17 protein-coding genes are annotated in these 19,833 nt (G+C 47.2%); 3 read left to right on the top strand and 14 right to left on the bottom strand.

The genetic code is table 11. The features are described 5' to 3' along the window. The first annotated feature begins 448 nt into the window (after positions 1–448). Positions 449–574 carry a hypothetical protein gene (locus PODO_RS32135; protein ID WP_280513454.1) on the top strand — a complete coding sequence of 42 codons (126 nt, stop codon included), beginning with the start codon at positions 449–451 and terminating at the stop codon, positions 572–574. A gap of 139 nt (positions 575–713) precedes the next feature. Here the strand turns inward: PODO_RS32135 and PODO_RS07965 are convergent, their stop codons facing one another. From PODO_RS07965 to PODO_RS07950, 4 genes are all read right to left on the bottom strand, one after another. After that, on the bottom strand, positions 714–1,877 hold the full coding sequence (locus PODO_RS07965) for an iron-containing alcohol dehydrogenase (protein ID WP_036680996.1): 1,164 nt from the start codon (positions 1,875–1,877) through the stop codon (positions 714–716). Between the two features lie 163 nt (positions 1,878–2,040). Next, a complete protein-coding gene (locus tag PODO_RS07960) occupies positions 2,041–3,621 on the bottom strand; it encodes a UDP-glucose--hexose-1-phosphate uridylyltransferase (protein WP_036680995.1) in 1,581 nt (526 codons plus the stop codon). Positions 3,622–3,675: 54 nt separating this feature from the next. Continuing rightward, positions 3,676–4,662 (bottom strand): UDP-glucose 4-epimerase GalE, encoded by a 987-nt coding sequence (gene galE, locus PODO_RS07955; protein WP_036680993.1) that lies wholly within the window; start codon positions 4,660–4,662, stop codon positions 3,676–3,678. A gap of 4 nt (positions 4,663–4,666) precedes the next feature. Next, on the bottom strand, positions 4,667–5,842 hold the full coding sequence (locus PODO_RS07950; RefSeq protein WP_036680992.1) for a galactokinase: 1,176 nt from the start codon (positions 5,840–5,842) through the stop codon (positions 4,667–4,669). Positions 5,843–6,060: 218 nt separating this feature from the next. On the opposite strand from PODO_RS07950, the gene PODO_RS07945 reads away from it, so the two are divergent. Further along, positions 6,061–6,927 (top strand): AraC family transcriptional regulator, encoded by an 867-nt coding sequence (locus tag PODO_RS07945; protein WP_036680991.1) that lies wholly within the window; start codon positions 6,061–6,063, stop codon positions 6,925–6,927. An 86-nt stretch (positions 6,928–7,013) separates the two neighbouring features. Here the strand turns inward: PODO_RS07945 and mgrA are convergent, their stop codons facing one another. The 4 genes from mgrA to PODO_RS07925 form a co-directional block, all read right to left on the bottom strand. Further along, positions 7,014–8,012, bottom strand: a complete 999-nt coding sequence (mgrA, locus tag PODO_RS07940) for an L-glyceraldehyde 3-phosphate reductase (protein WP_036680989.1) — start codon at positions 8,010–8,012, stop codon at positions 7,014–7,016. Positions 8,013–8,119: 107 nt separating this feature from the next. Further along, positions 8,120–8,860, bottom strand: a complete 741-nt coding sequence (locus PODO_RS07935) for an NAD-dependent protein deacylase (protein WP_036680987.1) — start codon at positions 8,858–8,860, stop codon at positions 8,120–8,122. A gap of 34 nt (positions 8,861–8,894) precedes the next feature. Next, positions 8,895–9,659, bottom strand: a complete 765-nt coding sequence (locus PODO_RS07930; protein WP_036680986.1) for an HAD family hydrolase — start codon at positions 9,657–9,659, stop codon at positions 8,895–8,897. A 34-nt stretch (positions 9,660–9,693) separates the two neighbouring features. Then, positions 9,694–10,437 (bottom strand): alpha/beta hydrolase, encoded by a 744-nt coding sequence (locus PODO_RS07925; RefSeq protein ID WP_036680984.1) that lies wholly within the window; start codon positions 10,435–10,437, stop codon positions 9,694–9,696. Positions 10,438–10,630: 193 nt separating this feature from the next. On the opposite strand from PODO_RS07925, the gene PODO_RS07920 reads away from it, so the two are divergent. Beyond that, on the top strand, positions 10,631–11,671 hold the full coding sequence (locus PODO_RS07920) for an acyltransferase family protein (protein WP_036680982.1): 1,041 nt from the start codon (positions 10,631–10,633) through the stop codon (positions 11,669–11,671). Between the two features lie 89 nt (positions 11,672–11,760). Here the strand turns inward: PODO_RS07920 and PODO_RS07915 are convergent, their stop codons facing one another. The 6 genes from PODO_RS07915 to PODO_RS07890 all read right to left on the bottom strand — a co-directional run bounded on the left by PODO_RS07915 (position 11,761) and on the right by PODO_RS07890 (position 19,829). Continuing rightward, positions 11,761–12,708 (bottom strand): ArsR/SmtB family transcription factor, encoded by a 948-nt coding sequence (locus PODO_RS07915; protein ID WP_036680981.1) that lies wholly within the window; start codon positions 12,706–12,708, stop codon positions 11,761–11,763. A 145-nt stretch (positions 12,709–12,853) separates the two neighbouring features. Next, positions 12,854–14,248: a family 43 glycosylhydrolase gene (locus PODO_RS07910; protein ID WP_036680980.1), complete on the bottom strand. Its 1,395-nt coding sequence runs from the start codon at positions 14,246–14,248 to the stop codon at positions 12,854–12,856. 42 nt (positions 14,249–14,290) lie between these two features. Continuing rightward, positions 14,291–16,039, bottom strand: a complete 1,749-nt coding sequence (locus tag PODO_RS07905; protein WP_036680978.1) for a glycoside hydrolase family 2 protein — start codon at positions 16,037–16,039, stop codon at positions 14,291–14,293. A 27-nt stretch (positions 16,040–16,066) separates the two neighbouring features. Further along, entirely contained in the window at positions 16,067–17,848 is a 1,782-nt protein-coding gene (locus PODO_RS07900) for a glycoside hydrolase family 2 protein (protein ID WP_038569528.1), read from the bottom strand. Positions 17,849–17,906: 58 nt separating this feature from the next. Further along, a complete protein-coding gene (locus tag PODO_RS07895) occupies positions 17,907–18,842 on the bottom strand; it encodes a carbohydrate ABC transporter permease (RefSeq protein WP_036680976.1) in 936 nt (311 codons plus the stop codon). Positions 18,843–18,857: 15 nt separating this feature from the next. Continuing rightward, positions 18,858–19,829 carry an ABC transporter permease gene (locus PODO_RS07890; protein WP_038569527.1) on the bottom strand — a complete coding sequence of 324 codons (972 nt, stop codon included), beginning with the start codon at positions 19,827–19,829 and terminating at the stop codon, positions 18,858–18,860. Positions 19,830–19,833 lie beyond the last annotated feature (4 nt).

Genomic DNA, 19,833 nt, shown 5'->3' with positions numbered 1-19,833 from the left:
GTCCGAAAACTTGCTCAAAAGGCTGAAAATTCGCAAATAACGTCAGCTGGGTCCTAAGGTAGGCCGTATATTGGAAGAGGAATCAGTCGTGAGGGGATCTTACATACCCTAGTTTGTTAGGTAACACTCTCGCGCGTATGAAGATACTATGCTGCTTACGCGCCTCGGCCCATCGGACTCCGCAGACCCTATTCGCCGATTTATCCGACATTTGGCATGCTATCGGACCGCATAGTCTCTATTCGCATGAAAACCAGCAAATATAAGGCCATTTCGAAGCAATAGTGTCTCTGGTGTCCGAAAACTTGCTCAAAAGGCTGAAAATTCGCAAATAACGTCAGCTGGGTCCGTAAGACTCCCGAGGACGGTCGACGGATTAGATTACGGGTGCGAACAGTGATTGATGAGGTGCGGCCAACGGCAGTGAGGTACGGTCAACGGCATTGAGGTGCGGTCAGCGGCAGCAGAGGCGCGGTCAGCGGCAGCGGAGGCGCGGGCAGCGGCAGCGGAGTTTACGGTCAGAAGCATAGGAGGCGCAGTCGGCGGTAGCGGAACTTGGGACGTGGGCGAGTGAAGTTGTGCAAGAGGAGCAAGTCACACTAGACCATAAACACAAAAAAGCGGATCCTCCATTAACGGAGGATCCGCTTCTTTGACATTCTATTGCGGCTTCTTGAATAAAGACAAATGGTCTCTTTCCGTAGAAGAGTTACTTACAAAGCCATTTTATAAATCTCAACTACATCTTCACGCTCAAGCTTGCGGAAATTACCAAACGCTCCGAAACGAACAGCCTTGTCAGCCATACTGCCGATCTCGCTGTCATCAATATCATAATCACCAAGTGTCTTCGGAGCACCGATGGAATCCCAGAAATTACGCAGAGCCTCGATACCCTCCAACCCGATTTCTTCATCAGTCTTGCCAGCAGGATCAACTCCGAACACATTTACCGCAAGCTTGCGGAAACGTGCAGGGTTTGTGCTGAGGTTATATTTCATCCATTGCGGGAACAAAATCGCCAAACCTCCGCCATGCGGAATATCGTATACAGCCGATACTGCATGCTCGATATTATGAGTCGCCCAATCTCCGGCAAAACCCATGCTGACCATTCCGTTAAGCGCCATCGTACCGCAGTACATGATGGTCTCACGCAGCTCGTAGTTATTCAGATCTTCGATAAGCTTCGGCGCGGTTTCAATTACAGTGCGCAGCAAAGTTTCACAGAAACCGTCTTGTACCGGTGTATTGCCGTCTGTATGGAAATAGTGCTCCAGAACATGTGACATGATATCCACCATGCCATAAACGGTCTGATCACGTGGCAGAGAAAAAGTGTTCTCTGGATCAAGAATCGAAAATGCCGGGTAGGCATGCACGCTGCCCCAGCCCATTTTTTCCTTAGTAACCTCGTTTGTGATTACGGAGCCGTTATTCATTTCAGATCCCGTAGCAGCCATTGTCAGCACTGTGCCCAGTGGAAGCGCGTCTTGGGCCGCTGCTTTACGCTCTACAAAGTCCCACATATCACCATCATATTTCGCTCCAACAGCAACAGCTTTTGCGCAGTCCAATACGCTTCCGCCCCCTACTGCGAGAACAAGGTCAATATTATGCTCCCGGCACAGCTCTACGCCTTTATGTACTGTGGAAAGACGTGGATTGGGTTCTACTCCAGAGAGTTCAGTCACTGTAGCGCCTATTGAACTCAGCTCAGCAACTACTTTATCGTACAAACCGCTACGCTTGATACTGCCGCCACCGTACATCAAAAGCACATTTTTACCGTACTTAGGAACCTCCGTCTTCAAGGCTTCAAGGGTACCCTGTCCAAAAATCAGCTTGGTAGGATTATAAAATTCAAATTTACGCATATGTGTAAACCTCCAGTAGTTAATTCATAATGTCTTACTCCTTCGTATTATAAACCTCTGGTTACCCGCATTCAAATTAGGTGGCTGGATTTCGTCATTCCGAATAAAAAAAGATGCCCCAAGCCCATAGGCTTGAGGACATCCTTAAATCTAAATTCACTTACTACAAAGCACCGAAGCTAGTTACAAAACGGCGGAAAGCCGCTTGACCTTCTGGAGTCCGTTTGTAAACGCCAGCGTGTTCAAGAATATGCGTAAACTTGATGCCAACTTCGTTCTGCACAATCTTGAGCGCTTCCTCGTGTTGCAGTGCAGTTCCGAATCGCTCCACCAGCTCCTGAATCCAAGCCGCATGCTGCGCAAGAGAATGACTAGGGTCATTCTTCACCGCTTCTAACAGCGCTTGATCTCCTGCAAGAATACCTGCGATGGAATCAAGTTCTTCCTTCAAACGGCCCGGCAGAATCGCCAGTCCCATAACTTCAATCAAGCCGATGTTTTCTTTTTTGATATGATGCATTTCCCGGTGTGGATGAAAAATCCCTTCAGGATATTGCTCATTAGTTCGGTTATTCCGCAGCACAAGATCCATCTCGAAGCTGCCGTCCTCGGCCCGGCGGACGATAGGAGTAACGGTATTATGAGGTTGTACTTCACCGTCAACCTCACTAAAGGCTAGCACTTCCGCCTCTGGATCGCTGTAGGCTTTCCAAGCTTCATAAAGCGCATTTCCGCATTCCAGTAGAACCGCAGGATCTTCACCATTTAAGCGCAATACGGACATCGGCCATTTTACGATATTAATGCTGACACCCGGATAAGAAGCATGTGTAAATGTATCTTCCTTAGGCGCTTTTTGAATCGGGAACGTGTGGCGTCCGCCCTGAAAATGGTCATGCGTCAGAATAGAGCCGCCAACAATCGGCAAGTCTGCATTTGAGCCAATAAAATAATGCGGAAATGATTCCACGAAGCTAAGCAGCCGCTTCAAGGTATCCTTGGTAAGCTTCATTGGCACATGATCATGATGGAATACAATGCAGTGCTCATTGTAATAAACATATGGCGAGTATTGGAAGAACCATTTTTCATTATTCAGGTTAAGCGGAATGATACGCAGGTTCTGGCGCGGCGGATGATTGATCCGTCCGGCATAACCTACATTCTCACGGCACAGCAGACATTTCGGATAGACTGGCGGCGGGAGCAGCCGAGCCATCGCAATTTCCTTCGGATTTTTCTCAGGCTTGGACAAATTGATCGTCATTTCAATGTCTCCGTACGGCGAATCCTGCAGCCAGTAGACATTCTTGGAGATCCGATCCATCCGAATATAGTTCGAATCAATGCTCAATTTATAAAAACGGTCTGTAGCCGCGGAGATGCCTTTTTCAGCAGTCAGACTATAGAATTCAGCATTTACATCCGAAGGACGGGCCATGAGAAGTCCCATAATCTTGGCGTCCAGCAAGTCACGGTAAGTGTCACTATTCTCTGGGATCAATCCGATTTCAAAACCATAATCAATCAGTGCATCGAGTGGAGCCTGCGGCCCTTCCAATGCACTTTGATCGATGTCACCTACAAGCGGCTCACTGAAACCAAACTGTTCGAGCAGCACATTACGGCTATAATCTTCATCGGATGGAGCTATAAGCTGCTGGCGCAGTGCGAACAGAACAAGCTGCTCAATCGCATGTAATGCTTTCTGGCCAGCAGGCGTAATCTTATTCTCGTTGTGCATTTTAATTCTCCTTAAGTAGGGTCTCAAGTTCAAGATAAGCTAACCTAAAGTCCCTTATTCTCCGTATCCTTGCGGATTGGCAGAGTGCCAGTTCCATGCACTTTGAATGATATCTTCCAAATCTGCATGCTGCGGGTTCCATCCAAGGACGCTACGCGCTTTGTCGGAGGAAGCTACCAGCACAGCAGGATCGCCGGCACGGCGTTCTTGAATGACTACAGGAATTTCAAGTCCAGTAACCTTCTTCGCCGTTTCAATCACCTGTTTTACCGAGAATCCAAGTCCATTACCCAGGTTGAAAATATTGCTGCTGCTTCCGCTGCGCAGGTAAGTTACCGCACGGACATGGGCGTCAGCCAGATCGCTGACATGGATGTAGTCGCGCACACAAGTACCGTCTTCTGTAGGATAGTCATCTCCGAAAACAGCGATACTGTCACGTTGCTTCAAAGCCGTTTGCAATACCAGCGGCACCAAATGACTTTCTGGACGATGGTCTTCACCGATTTTGCCACTGGCATGTGCGCCAGCTGCATTGAAGTAACGCAATGCTACATATTTGATGCCCAGTACTTTATCAAACCAAGCCATCATCCGTTCCATGGTCAGCTTAGTTTCTCCATACACATTGGCCGGTTCAGTGCGATCTGTTTCTTCAATCGGCACCTTTTCCGGTTCGCCGTAGGTTGCAGCTGTGGACGAGAATACGATCTTGTTTACGCCAGCTTTTTGCATAGCTTCCAAAAGACACTGTGTACCATATACATTGTTGTCGTAATATTTTACAGGGTCCTTCATGCTTTCTCCGACCAGCGAGCTTGCGGCAAAATGGATAACCGCTTCAATCTCATTTTCAGCGAACAGCTTACCCAGCAGTTCTTTATCACGCAGATCACCTTCGTACAGCTTGCCACCCAGCAACGCCTCACGATGCCCTGTTAGCAGATTGTCGATGACCACCACTTCTTCGCCACGATCCAGCAGCTCCGCTACAGTATGAGACCCAATATACCCTGCTCCACCTGTTACTAAAATCGCCATCTGATTACACTCCCTTCAATTCTTGGACACCATTACCGATGCCGCAAACGTAGAACTCGCCAACCAAACCAGATCTTGTGGTATAGGCTTCACCAACTTCACGAATAAAACGTTCTATATCATCTTCATGTACCAAAGATACTGTACAACCTCCGAAACCCGCGCCAGTCATACGGGAACCGAGTGTACCTGGGATACGTCCAGCTTCTTCAACCATAATATCAAGCTCTGCACAGCTAACTTCATACAAATCGCGCAAGGACGCATGCGAATCATTCATGAACTGTCCAAACTGCTTCAGATCATTGTTTTTTAATACCTCAACGGAATCCAGCACGCGTTGATTCTCTTCCACGACATGGCGAGCGCGGCGTCTTACAATTTCGTCTGTGATTTTATCTTGATGTGCTTCGAACTGTTCACGATTGAGCTGTGCCAGATAAGCTAGCGAAGGCACTTCTTTTTGCAAAATAGCCAATGCTTCATCACACTGCTGACGACGTTCATTGTACTTGGAATCTACAAGCCCTCTGCGTTTGTTCGTGTTGCCGATAACCAATTTGTATGAACCTGTGATGAATGGTACCAAATTGTACTCAAGTGTGTCGCACATCAGCAGGATTGCATGATCGCGTTTGCCGTTAGCAACTGCGAACTGATCCATAATTCCGGAGTTTACACCTACGTACTGATTCTCCGCACGCTGGGACAAAAGTGCAATCTCAACAGTGTCTGTATCGCCGCCTTCGAGAGTCAGGAACGCATAAGCAGTAACGACTTCAAGAGATGCCGAGGAGGACAAGCCTGCTCCATTCGGAATATCGCCATGGAACAGCAGATCGTACCCTTTGGATACCGGGGTGCTTTTCTTATCCAGCTCAACCATTACCCCAATCGGATAGTCAATCCATTCACCAGTTTTGGACTTGCCAATTTCGCTATAATCAATAGAAGCTTCGTAAGGAAAATTAGTCGATGCAAAATTCACTTTGCTGTCACTACGTGGACGCACAATCAGCGTTGTACCGAATTCCAAAGCTGCGGGAAGTACATATCCGCCGTTATAATCCAAGTGCTCTCCGATGAGATTGACACGACCTGGTGCATAAAACACCTTAGCCTCTTCCTCGCTCACCCCATATTTTTCAATAAATTTGTTGTTAAGTTCCTGCATGCTCATTAATACCACTCCATCCTTTCGCTGCTTCAGCCAGTGGGAATTAGTAAAGCGTTCTTTATGTACTCATTATAATAGATTCACTCATCCTCTGATAATGCAATCATGTGTGTAATGTATGGATAAATGTGACTTCCCATAATATAATAATTACATATATTACTGTTACTCTCTAAACTATAATCCATTAAATGACATTAACACAAGAAAGGCTGTCCCAAATGGAGCATACTTATTCCGTAGGATCCAATCCCGTGTATTACGATAAACAGAACCTTCATGTACTGTTTGCCGGCCAGAGTCAGACACTGCCCATGCATCAAGCTGGACCCAAGATCTATGATTATTATTTGCTGCATTTCATAGAATCTGGCTCGGGTGTTTTCCGTACAGAACATCATAAATATGAGTTGGGTAAAGGAGACTGCTTCTTGATCCATCCGGGACAATTAGTCAGTTACGTCTCTGATAAAGATCAGCCCTGGTGCTATCGCTGGGCAGCATTTACTGGCAGCGAAGCTGACGATCTGGTGCTGCAGACGGGGTTCACACCACAACAACCCGTGGTGACCACAACAGGTGAAAGCCTCATTCCAGGTGCCCTGTCCAGCATCATGCAAGCCTTCAACGCCAACAAAGAAAGTGCCCATCTGACTTCGCTTGGGTATCTCTATCTCATTGTCGGCGAGGCAGCTGATTTGCTCTCTTCCTTCTCCCGTCTTCCCGGAACAGAATCACAGGTTAAGCGTACTGTGAAGCAAATGATCCACTATATGGCTTCTCAATATGCGCACCCGGTCTCTATTGAACAAATGTGTGATACGCTGGGTTATAATCGAGCCTACCTGTCCCGTGTATTTAAGCAAGAGACCGGATTATCTCCGGTGACCTACTTGCTGAAGCTGCGTATTGAAAAGTCCAGACAGCTGCTGCGTGAACGACCGGAGCTGTCCGTGGAACAGGTAGCAGCATCCGTGGGGCTCACCGATGCTTTATACTTCTCTCGCCAATTCAAACGGTTTTGTGCCCAGTCACCGACGGCTTACCGGATGACTACAACGAGACAAGCAGAGAAACCTGAACGTTAGTTTGACCTTTAATTTATAAATCCACCTTACAACAACAGCCCGTCTTCCTTAACTTAAGGAACCGGGCTGTTACTGTGTTCAATACGCTATAGTTCTGTCTTTAGAATCGTTTCAATCCGCTCTAACTCCTCTGGACTGAAATCAGGCTTAGCTAAAGCAGCTATATTCTCTTCAATCTGATCCACTCTGCTTGCTCCAATTAGGGCAGAAGTAACCTTGCCCCCCCGGAGTGTCCAAGCCAGTGCAAACTGAGCCAGACTCTGTCCTCGCGAAACTGCAAGCTGATTAAGTGCGCGAATCCTCCGCTGCACCTCCGGTGTAATCCGGCTCTCATTCAAGGCGGCAGACGGCTTGGCAGCCCTTGATCCCTCTGGAATACCATTCAAGTATTTGTTGGTTAACAAACCTTCAGCCAGGGGTGTAAAAGCGATGCTCCCTACACCACTTTGTTCCAGTACATCCTGTAAGCCGCCCTCAATCCAACGATCGAGCATAGAATAACTAGGCTGATGGATTAAGAGCGGTGTGCCCAGGCTTTTTAGAATGCTGAGGGCTTCAGCCGTCTGCTCCGCATTATAGTTGGATAGTCCTATATATAAAGCTTTGCCAGAACGTACCGCATAATCCAGCGCCTGCATGGTTTCTTCAAGCGGTGTTTCCGGGTCTGGACGATGAGAGTAATAAATATCAACATAATCTAGGCCTAGCCGTTTCAGGCTCTGATCCAGACTAGCCAGCATATATTTACGCGAACCCCATTCGCCATAAGGGCCGGGCCACATGTTATACCCTGCTTTTGTAGAGATCACTATTTCATCACGATAAGGAAACATATCATTGGCGAGAACTTTACCGAACAGCTCTTCTGCTGAACCAGCTGGTGGACCATAGTTGTTGGCCAGATCAAAATGGGTAATTCCAAGATCAAAAGCACGAGTGATCATTTCTCTGCCGTTCTCGTAATTATCGATCCCACCAAAATTCTGCCATAATCCTAATGAGATTGCTGGGAGCTTGAGACCTGAGTTCCCGCAACGATTATAACGCATGTTGTCATACCGTTTATCGTCTGCTACATATACCATTGCTTATCCCTGCCTCTCATTACACGCTGTTGTGAGCCTACCTTATCTTTAAACTTCTGAGCGTAATAATAATCTGGCAAGAGAAACCAAAGGACAGCTTTTTCCTACTAGCCTAATAGATCCTTGACACTGCCCATTACTTTTCCAATTCGATCTGTAATCAGCAGATCTGCCCGGTCATCATAAGGTGTGGGATCTCCGTTCAGCAGCACCGTACGTTTGCCCCGGAAATAAGTCACCAGACTAGCCGCAGGCTGAACCGTTAGCGAGGTTCCGCCAATAATAAGCATATCTGCAGAGGCAATCGCAGCGACAGAGCCCATAAGCACGGAATGATCCAATTCTTCTTCATATAAAACCACATCCGGCTTGATAATTCCGCCACATTCCGGGCAGCGAGGAACGATCTCAGTCATTTCCAGCAGTTGATCCAGCCCGTAATACCGTGAGCAGTCCATACAATAGTTGCGATGGATCGAACCATGCAGCTCAAGTACACTACGGCTACCCGCCTGCTGGTGCAGGCCGTCAATATTTTGCGTAATCACCGCCTTCAGCTTCCCCTGCTGTTCCAATTCCGCTAGTAGCTGGTGCGCACCATTCGGACGGGCCTCTGGATGAATCATTTTACTGCGGTAAAAATCAAAAAAAATGTCCGGTGAGGACATGAAAAAAGTGCGGCTCAGCATCACTTCAGGTGGATAAGGTGAATTGTGCTGAGTTTGATATAATCCAGCTGCGGAGCGGAAATCGGGAATTCCACTCTCTGTCGACGTACCCGCCCCTCCGAAAAAAACGATGTTGTCACTTTCTTTGATCCAAGAAGCAAGTGTCTGCAATTGATCCATGCTAAGTAGCACATCCTTTCCTTTTATTAGCTGATCAGTAAGTGATCCGAAGCTCATTAAAACCGGAAATGATTACATCTGCGTCTATAAGGTGCTCCCCATCACCACTGGCGGAAATCCCAATTGCGAGGCGAAGCCCTGCACCTTTACCTAATTGCATATCGGCATTACTGTCCCCAATAATAATCGTCTCTTCAGGCGAAAGCCCTAGCTCCCGGCAGGCCAATTCAGCCATTTCAGGAGCGGGTTTTCCGTTTTTTACCCTGTCCCTAGTAACTACCGAATCAAAATAGCCTGCCACATTAAGCCATTCCAAATGCTCACCGGTGGTCTTTGCCCCGTCGGAGGTAACCACGCCAAGCTTAAGGGATGCCGCAGAGCATTGCTCCAAAAAAGAATGAAGTCCCGCTAAAGGCTGTGCCATACGGCGTCGGCGTAATTCATACATCGCGTTTTTAGTTATGCTTTTCACACGGGTCAGCGCTTCATTCCAAGGAACTCCTGCTGCATATAGCTGCCACGCGAGTACACCGTAACTTTCTTCCTCTGTAGCCATAGTAAGCGGCCCCGCCGGGTCGTACCCTATTAACTTCCCTTGCGGATCATGTTGCGTACCCAGCACCTTGCTGCGCTCTACAATAAATCCCGCTCCCATGATCGCTAGTTGATCTTCCAGTCCGCGCAGTACAAGCTCCGCCCAATTCCCCCAGGTGGCTAATAGATCGAGTAATGTCCCGTCTTTATCAAACAATATTCCAGAGCAGGGAACGCATTCATCGTTAATGTGTAATACTGGCATGAATTGTTTCCTCCCTCTGTTGAATGACCCGTAACTACCTCAAATTTCCCAGCCAATCCAACAGGGCACTTACTGTGCGACCCTGCTGCTCTTGCTCGGATATTGTGGCTTCGCCGTCCCCCTTCTGAGGCCCGTAGCTGCCAAATTGCGCATGATTCCCACCTACAATTGAACTATAAACTGTATTATCTGGCAGATAGGAGCGCCCTTTGTTGTAGCTGTCTCTGTCAATCACTTGATCCTCAGTACCCACAACCGATAACACTGACAAAGTAGTCTCTCGTAGACTGCCCTTTTCATCTGGATAAGAGGCTAAGAAAAATACACCTTCCAGCTGGTCCGTATGCTCAATTGCGTAACGTGAGGCCATGACACCCCCAAGTGAATGTCCACCCAGCACAAAAGATTGCTTCGGATGTACACGAATAATCTCTTCTGCGGCATCCCCCTTCGTTACGGCTAAATTAAACGGCATTTTGGCGATGTAGAAGGGATGCCCTGCAGCAGCGACGCTCTTCGCAAGAGGGGAGTAAGCTTCCGGTTTAACCAAAGCCCCAGGATAAAATATAATCGAGGCGCCTTTAGTAATGGAAGGTTCAAACGAAATCCAATTATCATTCTGTTCGACGGTAACTCCACCACTTGAAATCAGTGCGGTTTCGGCTTCTTGAGCCGGTGCATATGGCGTTAAATACTTCCATAACAGCAACCCGGCTACAACTAAAATAATCAATACAAAAATAGCGACGCGACGCTTAGTTATTCTTCTCTTCAACATGTTCCACTCCCAGATGTTAATGCATATAAAAATTATAGTGGAATCCCTCTATTCTAACAACCTTCAACACATCGCCACATTTCGCACACATGATAACGCTTTCTATTGTGACTTAATTCACAATTAAATCAAAGAAAATCTAGTATTTTAAAATTAAATTAATTTGCATACAGCATAATTTGGAGGCTAAATCATGGTAGGGGAAAACTCGCTGGAAACGCGCGGAGAAACCTTTTTTCTCAACCTGCGTTTTATGCTTATTATCACTGTTTTTGCCGGTAATGCAATTGAACCTCTGATTAACAAAATGAGTGGAATACACGGATTATATATGTGGATTTTCAGCTTTCACATGCCACTATTCGTACTTGTGACCGGCTATTTCGCCAGAAAAAGCCTTGCCGGAACTACCGGCCGCAAAATGCTGCTGCAAATTGGATTGCAATACCTCATTTTTCAAAGCTTATATTCCGCACTCGACGTTTCCCTCTTTCATGTAAGCAACATCCAGCATTCCATTTTCGCACCCTATCTGCTCCTATGGTTTCTGGCCAGTCATGCCTGCTGGCGCCTCCTGATGCTCGGAATGAGCAGATGGTCAATAACCGCTAAGCTCCTCTTCGCTGTAACAGCGGGGGTGGCTGTGGGATATCTCCAGCTGGACGGTGTATGGTTTAGCATCAGCCGTACCTTTGTATATTTGCCTTTTTTCATTATCGGCTATCATTTCTCCTTCGAAACCTTCGTCAAGCTCTATCAGAAATATATCAAAATCTTTGCAGCAGCAGCCTCCGTTCTACTCCTTGCCATCATGGCTACATGGGGAGCAGGATTTCCCTTTGGCTGGTTATATGGCAACATGACCTATATGCAGCTTGATGCCAATGTATGGTATGCAGGCGTATACCGCCTGGGACTGTACGGACTACAAATTGTCGCTTCACTCGCTTTCCTCGGTCTTGTACCTTACGGAGCGAGCCGCATGACCGACTGGGGACGCCGCACGTTGTATGTCTTCCTGCTTCATGGTTTTATCGTTCGTCTGGCTGCCGTTTCTGGGATTTACACCTATATTGGCAATGCTGCTGGGGCAGTAGTCCTGCTGCTCACCGCCGTATTATTCACCGTATTGCTGGCTCAGCCGTCAGTTAAACGGCTCTTTCACCCGCTGGTTGAGCCGTCCGTTGACTGGATGATCACCCTTCAGCGTGCCGCCCTACGCCGCACACTCTGATTTTACATCCAGAACAAACAAAGCAAGGCGGTTCCCTGGATACGAAGATTCGTTTCCGAGGCACCGCCTTGCTTTATCCATCTCCTAAGCTAAAGTTCTACTTCATCCTGGTCCATGGTATATTTCACCTTCATCATAATATGTTGTTCATAATCGCCAAACTGACGCCCGAACAGGTTAAGTCCGCCTTGATGAACTGCATCGGGATTGATTCCAATGCGCAGCCGCAATTTGGGGCTCCGGTTAATCAGAAGATCATTTAAGGAAACATTCGACACCTTCTCCATATCAAGTGTCGTCTTTTCATGGTCAACACGCCAGGTCTTGAGAAACCCGTATTGTGTGGATCCATCCCACCACCAGTTCGGATTCAGCTTGCCCCGCCGGTCACCGAAATCACCGGGACTGGTCCACATGCCAATCTCCGATCCATTCACCCACACGGAAATGTTCGAAGGCCAGTTCTGGTCATAATTCGGAGCTTCCGAACAGATCTCCATGGATAATTCCAGCGATTCAATTTGTGCTCCGGAGGGGATATCCATAGGCAGCAAATATTCCAGGAATCCTTTGCGGAGCCAGATCAGCTGAGCGTTGACATGTTTAGGGTGATAAAAGCTCGACGGTTCATCTTCTTTGATAATAAGACCCTCGCTATTAGCCATTCCGCAAGTAGGAGATACCTCACAGTCGCTATAATGACCGATCGGCATCTCTACTTCATAGACATGAGTTAATCCCTTTGGCATCGGCTCTTTTAAATTCAAGGCAATATGAAGATCATCATAATTCCGGCTGCAAACTTTCATCGCCCCGCGTGAAGCCGGAAGCAATTCTGTATGAATTAACTCTGCTGCTTCTAATACTTTAATATTGCTTGCTACCGTCGACACTGGAAGCTTCAGCCTCTCAGCGATTTCAATAATATTTAAGTTTTTGGAGTTTAAGAGCCGAAGTATATCAACCCTAGAACGGGTTGATAAAGCATGCGTTACTGTGACTAATTTTTCCGGGTCGTTTAAGCTAAGTTCCAGCACAAATCAGCTCTCCTTGTATCCTAATAATTATCCTAATCTTACTTCTTAATGAGATGAAAAACAATTACAACTACAGGCCCTTTCACCTAGAAATGACCTCCGGAAAACCGGAAGCCATCTCGTAGGTCTCTTAGGTTTGTTCGATTCACAATGGCTTAATATCAATGAAATCAATTTCTCCGTAACCTTCGCCTTTGGTAAAACGAAGCTTGTTCATGCCTGCTTTCAGTTGAATCCGGGCTGTGGACAGCCCCCAATTCTCCCACCCTTTATTGGTGATATAGAATGGTCCGGAAGGTCCTGCATTGACACTAAGCTGAAAATTCGACCAATTCCCGCCAGCCGTTCCATTCGCCGTTCGAGCCAAAAGAATATACTCGCCTGCGGCTGCCGCATCAACCGAAAATTCTACGTAACTGTCCGGTGTATCAATATGACCCGCCTTAAGCCCACCCGAGCCCTTGGGACTCGAAGAGGCATAGGCATCGCCGCCAAATGTCCCTTTTTCCGCTTCGTAGCGGGTATGCATGTTTTCACCTGAAGGCAAAGTTATAGGAAGATTAGGGTCAACGGGAATGCCCAGATTAGGTGTATGATCAGCATTCCAGCTGAATTTCTGCATCCGTACCTCGCGGTTCCAGCCAGCGTTGTTGTATTTGGCGACATGGTACATGATCCAATCCTCTTGGCCGTCAGGAGACTTAGTAAACGAATGGTGTCCAGGTCCGTAAAGTCCATTGCCTGAGGAAAAGATAGGCTGATTGCGTTTATTCCATGATGCCGGATTCAACAGATCACTGGAGATGTCTGCGGTGATCAGTCCCAGACAATAATCATTGGTCCAGCTTCCACTTGCCGAGTAGACCAAACTAATGACTTCTCCATTTATAATCACCTGCGGTCCTTCATTCACATTTGGGGAATGAATCGTTTCCCAGCTATACGTTGGTCTTGAAATCTCTACGCGTTCGGAATCAATGGTCCAGGGATTACTCATATGCGCGATATAGAGATTCTGCCGCACATTAACATTCCCCTCCCAGCCGGACCAGATAAAATACAGCTCGCCGTTCACTTGCAGCACAGTACCGTCTATAGCCCACTTATTGCTTGAATCTGTGATCTGGCCTTTGTACTGCCAAGTTCCCTGCATCGGGTCTGCCGCTGTGTTCTCCATTACATACATGCGGTGGTTTACGTTATCTCCGTCGTCCATCGCATAGTAGATATACCAAGCTCCGTTTATATAATGTAGCTCAGGCGCCCAGATGCCGCTACCGCCCGTGTTGACAACTTTAGTAGGCGCTGCATCAATAGTGGTCAACTGGGCTGACTTCCAGAGAGTAACATTGCCACCTGTTGTTTTGGTGAAATAATAGAAGCCATCTGTATGTTTATACACCCATGGGTCCGCCCCGTCCTGCATAACCACGTTGTAAAAGTCATTATGATCAGAGACAGCTAAGGTCACCTTCCCCATTGGAAGAATAAGAAGAACACTTAAGGCTACCAGACATTTTTGCCGGAAATTCACTTTCATAATCTATCACATTCCTTTCGAATGAATAGTTACGTAGCGCCTCTAATCTTCAATTGCAGCCTTACGCGCATTGATGCGGCGGATACGCTCAGGATCGAACTTCGGCTGTCTGTCATAAGTATACAGTCCATTAACTTCCTGCTCCACATCGTACAGCTGGGTATAGCAGAATCCAAACATCAGCGGATGATCTAATAGAACATTCGTCAACCCCTCGTAGCGTTCGATAAACATTTGCTCTGAGGTCGGTCTGTCCCCATACCCCCATGATTTTTCATCTTTCTGCTGTGGGTTCCACCAAATTCCGCCATACTCGCTGATGAAGTAAGGTTGACCTTCATACGTTTGGCGATCCGGGAAGGTATTGAATACTTGACCGCCATGCTTCATAGGTTCATATCTGTCCCGGAACGTCTGCGGATTCTGGTCATAGTCATGAAGATCGAAGATATCTGTAGCCACATGGAAGTTACCGCTTGTATCAATTACGGGACGTGTTGGATCCATACGTTTTGTTACGTCGTAAACAATCTGTAGCACGGCGTTATGCTGCTTCACACCGTCCCGATCCCAGGTCTCATTAAAAGGGCACCAGCCGATCAGCGCGGGATGATTGAAATCACGCTGCATACCTTCGAGCCATTCCGGCAGGAAGTGAGACAGGCTATCCGCTCCAGTAATATTCAGCCCCCAATTGGCATGTTCTCCCCAGACAAGATAACCTAATTGGTCAGCCCAATAAAGATAACGCGGCTCAAAGATCTTCTCGTGAAGTCTTGCGCCATTGAAGCCAAGCCCCATTGAGATTTCGATGTCTCTGCGCAGATCTTCATCAGTAGGAGCGGTATAGATTCCCTCCGGATAAAAACCTTGATCCAGTACTAACCGCTGAAATAAGGATTTCCCATTGATCCGGAATGCCATCCCATCCAGTCGTACCGTGCGGAGTCCAAAATAAGAATGGACCACATCACTCTCCCGTCCCTGACAATGCAAGGATAACTTCAGGTCATACAATCTGGCGTTTCCAACTTCCCATAAGTGAATCTCTGACAGTGGAATCGTAAGTTTTATAGAGGGCCCGGAAACAATCACACTGCTGTCCCCGACGGGTTTGCCGCCATAAAGAGCAGTAGCGCTAAGCGTGTCCCCCGCAACGTTCCCTTGTACCTTCATTTCGAGGTGCACACAGCCATTGTCGGGATCAGCGACAACTTTCAGATTAGACAGATAGGTCTCAGGCACTTGCTCAAGCCATACCGTCTGCCAGATTCCTGTAGTGCGTGTATAGTCGCAGCCGTGCGAATGAAACTGTTCACTCTGCTTGCCCCGCGGCTGTCGCCCCGATCGAACGTCGTCTTCAGCATATACAGTAATCACATTACCGCCCGCTAAAAGATTAGAAGTAATATCAAAGCTAAACGGAGTATATCCTCCGCGATGCGTACCTACGGATACGCCGTTCACCCAGACCTCCGCCATATAATCAACGGCGCCAAAATGAAGGATAACTCTGCCATTTGTCCAGTTCTCCGGCACGGTAAACTCCCTTTTATACCATACAGCAGCCATAAAATCTTTGTATTCTACGCCGGACAGCCTGCTTTCCGGACAGAAGGGCACAGTAATTGTCCCTGAGAGATTATGTTCGTTAACAGGGTATCCGCGTTCCTTCCCACTTTTGCCATGATCAATTTCGAATTGCCACTGGCCGTTCAGATTGATCCACTCTGGTCGAACAAAGTCAGGGCGGGGATATTCAGGACGCGGAAGCGTTGCTTGTTGTGTCATGGTGTAACTCCTTTTAATAAATGTTATTTATTTGATATGCATCATGATGTTGCGGATCGCTTCAAGCGGAGCTTTGGGCTGTCTATCATAGGTGAGCAGTCCGTTGATTTCCTGCTCGACATCCGTCAGCTGGGTATAGCAATAACCTTGGATCACCGGGGAAGTGAACATCGGGTCAACCACAGCCTTGAGCTTCATCAGGAAATCCTCTTCGTTCTCTGCCCCAGAATAACCCCAGCCCTCCCACTCACTTTTCTTGAAGGCAATTCCACCAAACTCGGATACGAGAATCGGCTGGCCTTGATACGAAGCTCCACCGACAAATATTTTGCGGTTGGCCGGCATCGCATTTACAGAAGATTCAGCCGTGGCGTATCTATCCTCCAGCACTTCCTGATGGCTCTCATAGTCATGAATAGTCACCAAATCTGTAGTCATATGCTCCCACCCATCGTTATACACAACAGGTCTCATCTCATCCAAGGATTTCGTTAAATGATACATTGCCAATCCGTGCTGCTGCTGGCGTGTATCAATCTGGACATTGGGAACCCCCCAACTCTCATTAAGCGGAACCCAGGTCACGATACAAGGATGGTTATAGTCGCGCTCGATGATCTCCTGCCATTCCTTCGTGAAGCGGCGGACATACTCCTCGGAATATTCGTAAGCATTGGCTGCCTCACTCCATACCAGCAGGCCGAGCTTATCACACCAATACAGGAACCGGGGATCTTCTGTCTTCTGATGTTTCCTCACCCCGTTAAAGCCCATTTCCTTCGTCAGCTGGGCATCACGTTTCAGCTCTTCGTCTGTAGGTGCGGTTAGTATCCCGTCAGGGAAGTACCCCTGATCCAGCACCAGTCTCTGGAAATATGGGCGGTTATTCAAGCATAGCTTGCCATTTTCAATCGACACCTTGCGCATGCCGAAATAACTCGCCGCTTCATCAATTACTTCCTCATTCCGAAGCAATTGGAATTGAATATCATACAAATTCGGATGCTCAGGGCTCCATAAACGTCCAAGACCATGATCCGCAAAATCCCCCAAGCCGATAGCCCGCAGCTGCTCTGCATTCTTGATCATATATTGATCCTCTGCGATCACTTCACCGTCATACGATACCGTTATGCGCAGCTTGAGCGGATCAGCAGACTTAAATCCTTGCAGAAAGGTCCGAAGCCGGATTTCATTGCGGTCTATATCAGGTGTCATCATAGTTTTACTCAGATGCACTGCAGACAGCGGTTCAAGCCAGACACTCTGCCAGATTCCGGTTGTGCGGGTATAAAAGATGGCAGCAGACTGCTCCAGCCAATATTGCTTGCCCCGCGGCAAGGTGACATCGCGGCTGAAATCCTCTGCGCGCAGTATAATGGTATTATTTCCTTTGATCAGCGAAGGAGTGATATCGGCCTGAAATGGCGTATGTCCGCCTTCATGCACGGCCACCAGCTGACCATTCACCCAGACCTTTGCCAAATAATCAACGGCGCCGAAATGGAGGACAATCCGCTTCCCGTTCCAACCCTCAGGAACTTCGAAAGTTCTTCTATACCACACAACATCATGAAATGAAGGATCTTCAATTCCGCTCAGCTTGCTCTGAAACGCAAAGGGCACTTGAATAACCTGTGAAAATAAACCCTTTGTGTCCGCCCGATACCATTGTTCTTCCTCACCGACATCTTCATCATCAAACGTAAAATCCCATTCTCCATTTAGGCTAAGCCAATCCTTACGGGCAAATTGGGGTCTTGGATATTCTGGACGTGGAACGGATGTGCTGCTTGCTTCTGTCAACATGGTGTACTTCACTCCTATTAAATAATTTCTATATAAGATGAACTTGTTTTTTTGCCCGCTATCCTTTAATCGAACCTACGTAAACACCTTTAACAAAATATTTTTGCAAGAAAGGATATACCATTAATATAGGAAGCGTAGAAACGACAATCGCGCAATACTTAACCAGCTCGCGGAAAGCCGTCTGGCTCTGGGCGCTATCGATGACTACCCCGCCTGCACTGCCGATCGAGGTTGCGGTTGCATCATTAGCTACTAATATTTCCTTCATTAATAGCTGCAGCGGGAACAGCTGTCTGTCCTTCAACAACACCATCGCATTAAACCATGAGTTCCAGTTCCCCACTAAATAGTATAAAAAGATTACGGCCAGCGTAGCTTTGGACAGCGGTAGAATCACATTCGTTAAAATATGGGCCTGACTTGCCCCGTCAATAGTAGCCGCCTCTTCCAATTCCTGCGGAATGGCTTGAAAGCTAGTTCGTAAAATAATAATGTTCCATGTACTTAAAGCACTTGGCAAAATCATGGCCCACAAATTATTGTACAAGCCAATATCCTTCATTAATAAGAACCAAGGAATCAACCCGCCACCAAAGAACATGGTGATTGTAATCAGGATCATGATGAAGTTTTTAAAATACAAACCTCGTCTGGACAATACATAAGCTCCCAGAATGGTCATGATCATGTTGACTAATGTGCCTAACCCTACATATATAATCGTGTTTTTATAGCCGTTGATCAGACTGTTATCTTTAAACACCAGCTTATAGCCATCCAAAGTGAACCCCAGCGGTTTCAGCAAAATCCCTTTATGAGCAATCAACATACCGGGGTCGCTGACGGAAGCAAACAGGATATGCAGGATCGGATAAAAACACACCAAGGTTAATGCGGTCAGCAGAGTATAAAGCGTGCCGTCAAACACTCTGTCGCCGATGGATTTATGTTTTCGTCTTTTTTTCGTTTTACGCTGCAAATTATCTTTCATAGCTGTCCCTCTTTCTTACCATAAGCTGACCTCGGACCTGCGTTTGGCTATTGTATTTGTCATCCAGAGCAGCCCGAAGTTAACGATTGAGCTGACCAAGCCCACAGCCGTAGAATAACTAAGACTGGCTTCTCTTAAACCGCGACGATAAACATAAGAGGCAATAACATCCGCCGTATCATAGATCAGAGGATTGTACAGCAGGATAATCTTCTCGTACCCGGATGACATCAACCCGCCGATGGCAAAAATAAACAGAATGATGATAACTGGGCTGATCTGCGGCAGCGTAATATGCCACATTTTTTTAATCCGTCCCACTCCGTCAATTTCAGCAGCTTCATATAATGAAGTATCGATGGAACTCATCGCCGCAAGGTAGATGATGCTATCCCAGCCGATGCTCTGCCAAATGCCGGAGAAGGTATAAATCGGCCGGAAGAACGAAGAGTAGCCGAGCAGTGAAGAGTACTCTTTTCCGGTAATAAATTGCAGGATTTGCGTGATAATCCCTTCATCTGCGGCAAAGATATGAATGATCCCGCATACCACCACCAGGGAAATAAAGTGCGGCATATAGGTGATCGTTTGGACCACTTTTTTAAACTTAACCCCACGGATTTCGTTCAGCATCAAGGACAGAATAATCGGGGCTGTAAATCCAAAGGCAATCCCCCAAACATTGAGGAGAAGGGTGTTTTTAACGACCCGCCAGAAATAAGGCCCTTGGAAAAAATCAATAAAGTGCTTAAACCCTACCCACTCGCTCTGGCCAAACCCCAGCAGGGGTTTAAAATCCTTGAAGGCGATCATAACCCCCCACATCGGCCCGTAGCAGAAAATCAGGAACCATGCTACAACAGGGACGGCCAACAGATAGACAAACCAGTTCTTTTTCAAATCCTTCTTAATCACTAGCTTGGTATTTTTAGGTTTGGCGTCCTGAGGAGTGGGCTTTATCGCTCTGTTTTTTCGTAACATTTCCATAAAA

It is taken from the genome of Paenibacillus odorifer (assembly GCF_000758725.1).
In the GTDB taxonomy this organism is placed as follows: Bacteria; Bacillota; Bacilli; order Paenibacillales; family Paenibacillaceae; genus Paenibacillus_AQ; species Paenibacillus_AQ odorifer.
The sequence above is the reverse complement of the archived record's forward strand: the minus strand, read 5'-3'. Positions and strand labels throughout refer to the sequence as shown.

Bases quoted from the DNA above. Each gene is read 5' to 3' on its own strand.
- PODO_RS07895 (WP_036680976.1), bottom strand. From the start codon at position 18,842: ATGAAAGATAATTTGCAGCGTAAAACGAAAAAAAGACGAAAACATAAA.
- PODO_RS07965 (WP_036680996.1), bottom strand. From the start codon at position 1,877: ATGCGTAAATTTGAATTTTATAATCCTACCAAGCTGATTTTTGGACAG.
- mgrA (WP_036680989.1), bottom strand. From the start codon at position 8,012: ATGGTATATGTAGCAGACGATAAACGGTATGACAACATGCGTTATAAT.
- PODO_RS07945 (WP_036680991.1), top strand. From the start codon at position 6,061: ATGGAGCATACTTATTCCGTAGGATCCAATCCCGTGTATTACGATAAA.
- PODO_RS07900 (WP_038569528.1), bottom strand. From the start codon at position 17,848: ATGTTGACAGAAGCAAGCAGCACATCCGTTCCACGTCCAGAATATCCA.
- PODO_RS07890 (WP_038569527.1), bottom strand. From the start codon at position 19,829: ATGGAAATGTTACGAAAAAACAGAGCGATAAAGCCCACTCCTCAGGAC.
- PODO_RS07905 (WP_036680978.1), bottom strand. From the start codon at position 16,039: ATGACACAACAAGCAACGCTTCCGCGTCCTGAATATCCCCGCCCTGAC.
- PODO_RS07910 (WP_036680980.1), bottom strand. From the start codon at position 14,248: ATGAAAGTGAATTTCCGGCAAAAATGTCTGGTAGCCTTAAGTGTTCTT.
- galE (WP_036680993.1), bottom strand. From the start codon at position 4,662: ATGGCGATTTTAGTAACAGGTGGAGCAGGGTATATTGGGTCTCATACT.
- PODO_RS07950 (WP_036680992.1), bottom strand. From the start codon at position 5,842: ATGAGCATGCAGGAACTTAACAACAAATTTATTGAAAAATATGGGGTG.
- PODO_RS07920 (WP_036680982.1), top strand. From the start codon at position 10,631: ATGGTAGGGGAAAACTCGCTGGAAACGCGCGGAGAAACCTTTTTTCTC.
- PODO_RS07925 (WP_036680984.1), bottom strand. From the start codon at position 10,437: ATGTTGAAGAGAAGAATAACTAAGCGTCGCGTCGCTATTTTTGTATTG.
- PODO_RS07960 (WP_036680995.1), bottom strand. From the start codon at position 3,621: ATGCACAACGAGAATAAGATTACGCCTGCTGGCCAGAAAGCATTACAT.
- PODO_RS07930 (WP_036680986.1), bottom strand. From the start codon at position 9,659: ATGCCAGTATTACACATTAACGATGAATGCGTTCCCTGCTCTGGAATA.
- PODO_RS07935 (WP_036680987.1), bottom strand. From the start codon at position 8,860: ATGGATCAATTGCAGACACTTGCTTCTTGGATCAAAGAAAGTGACAAC.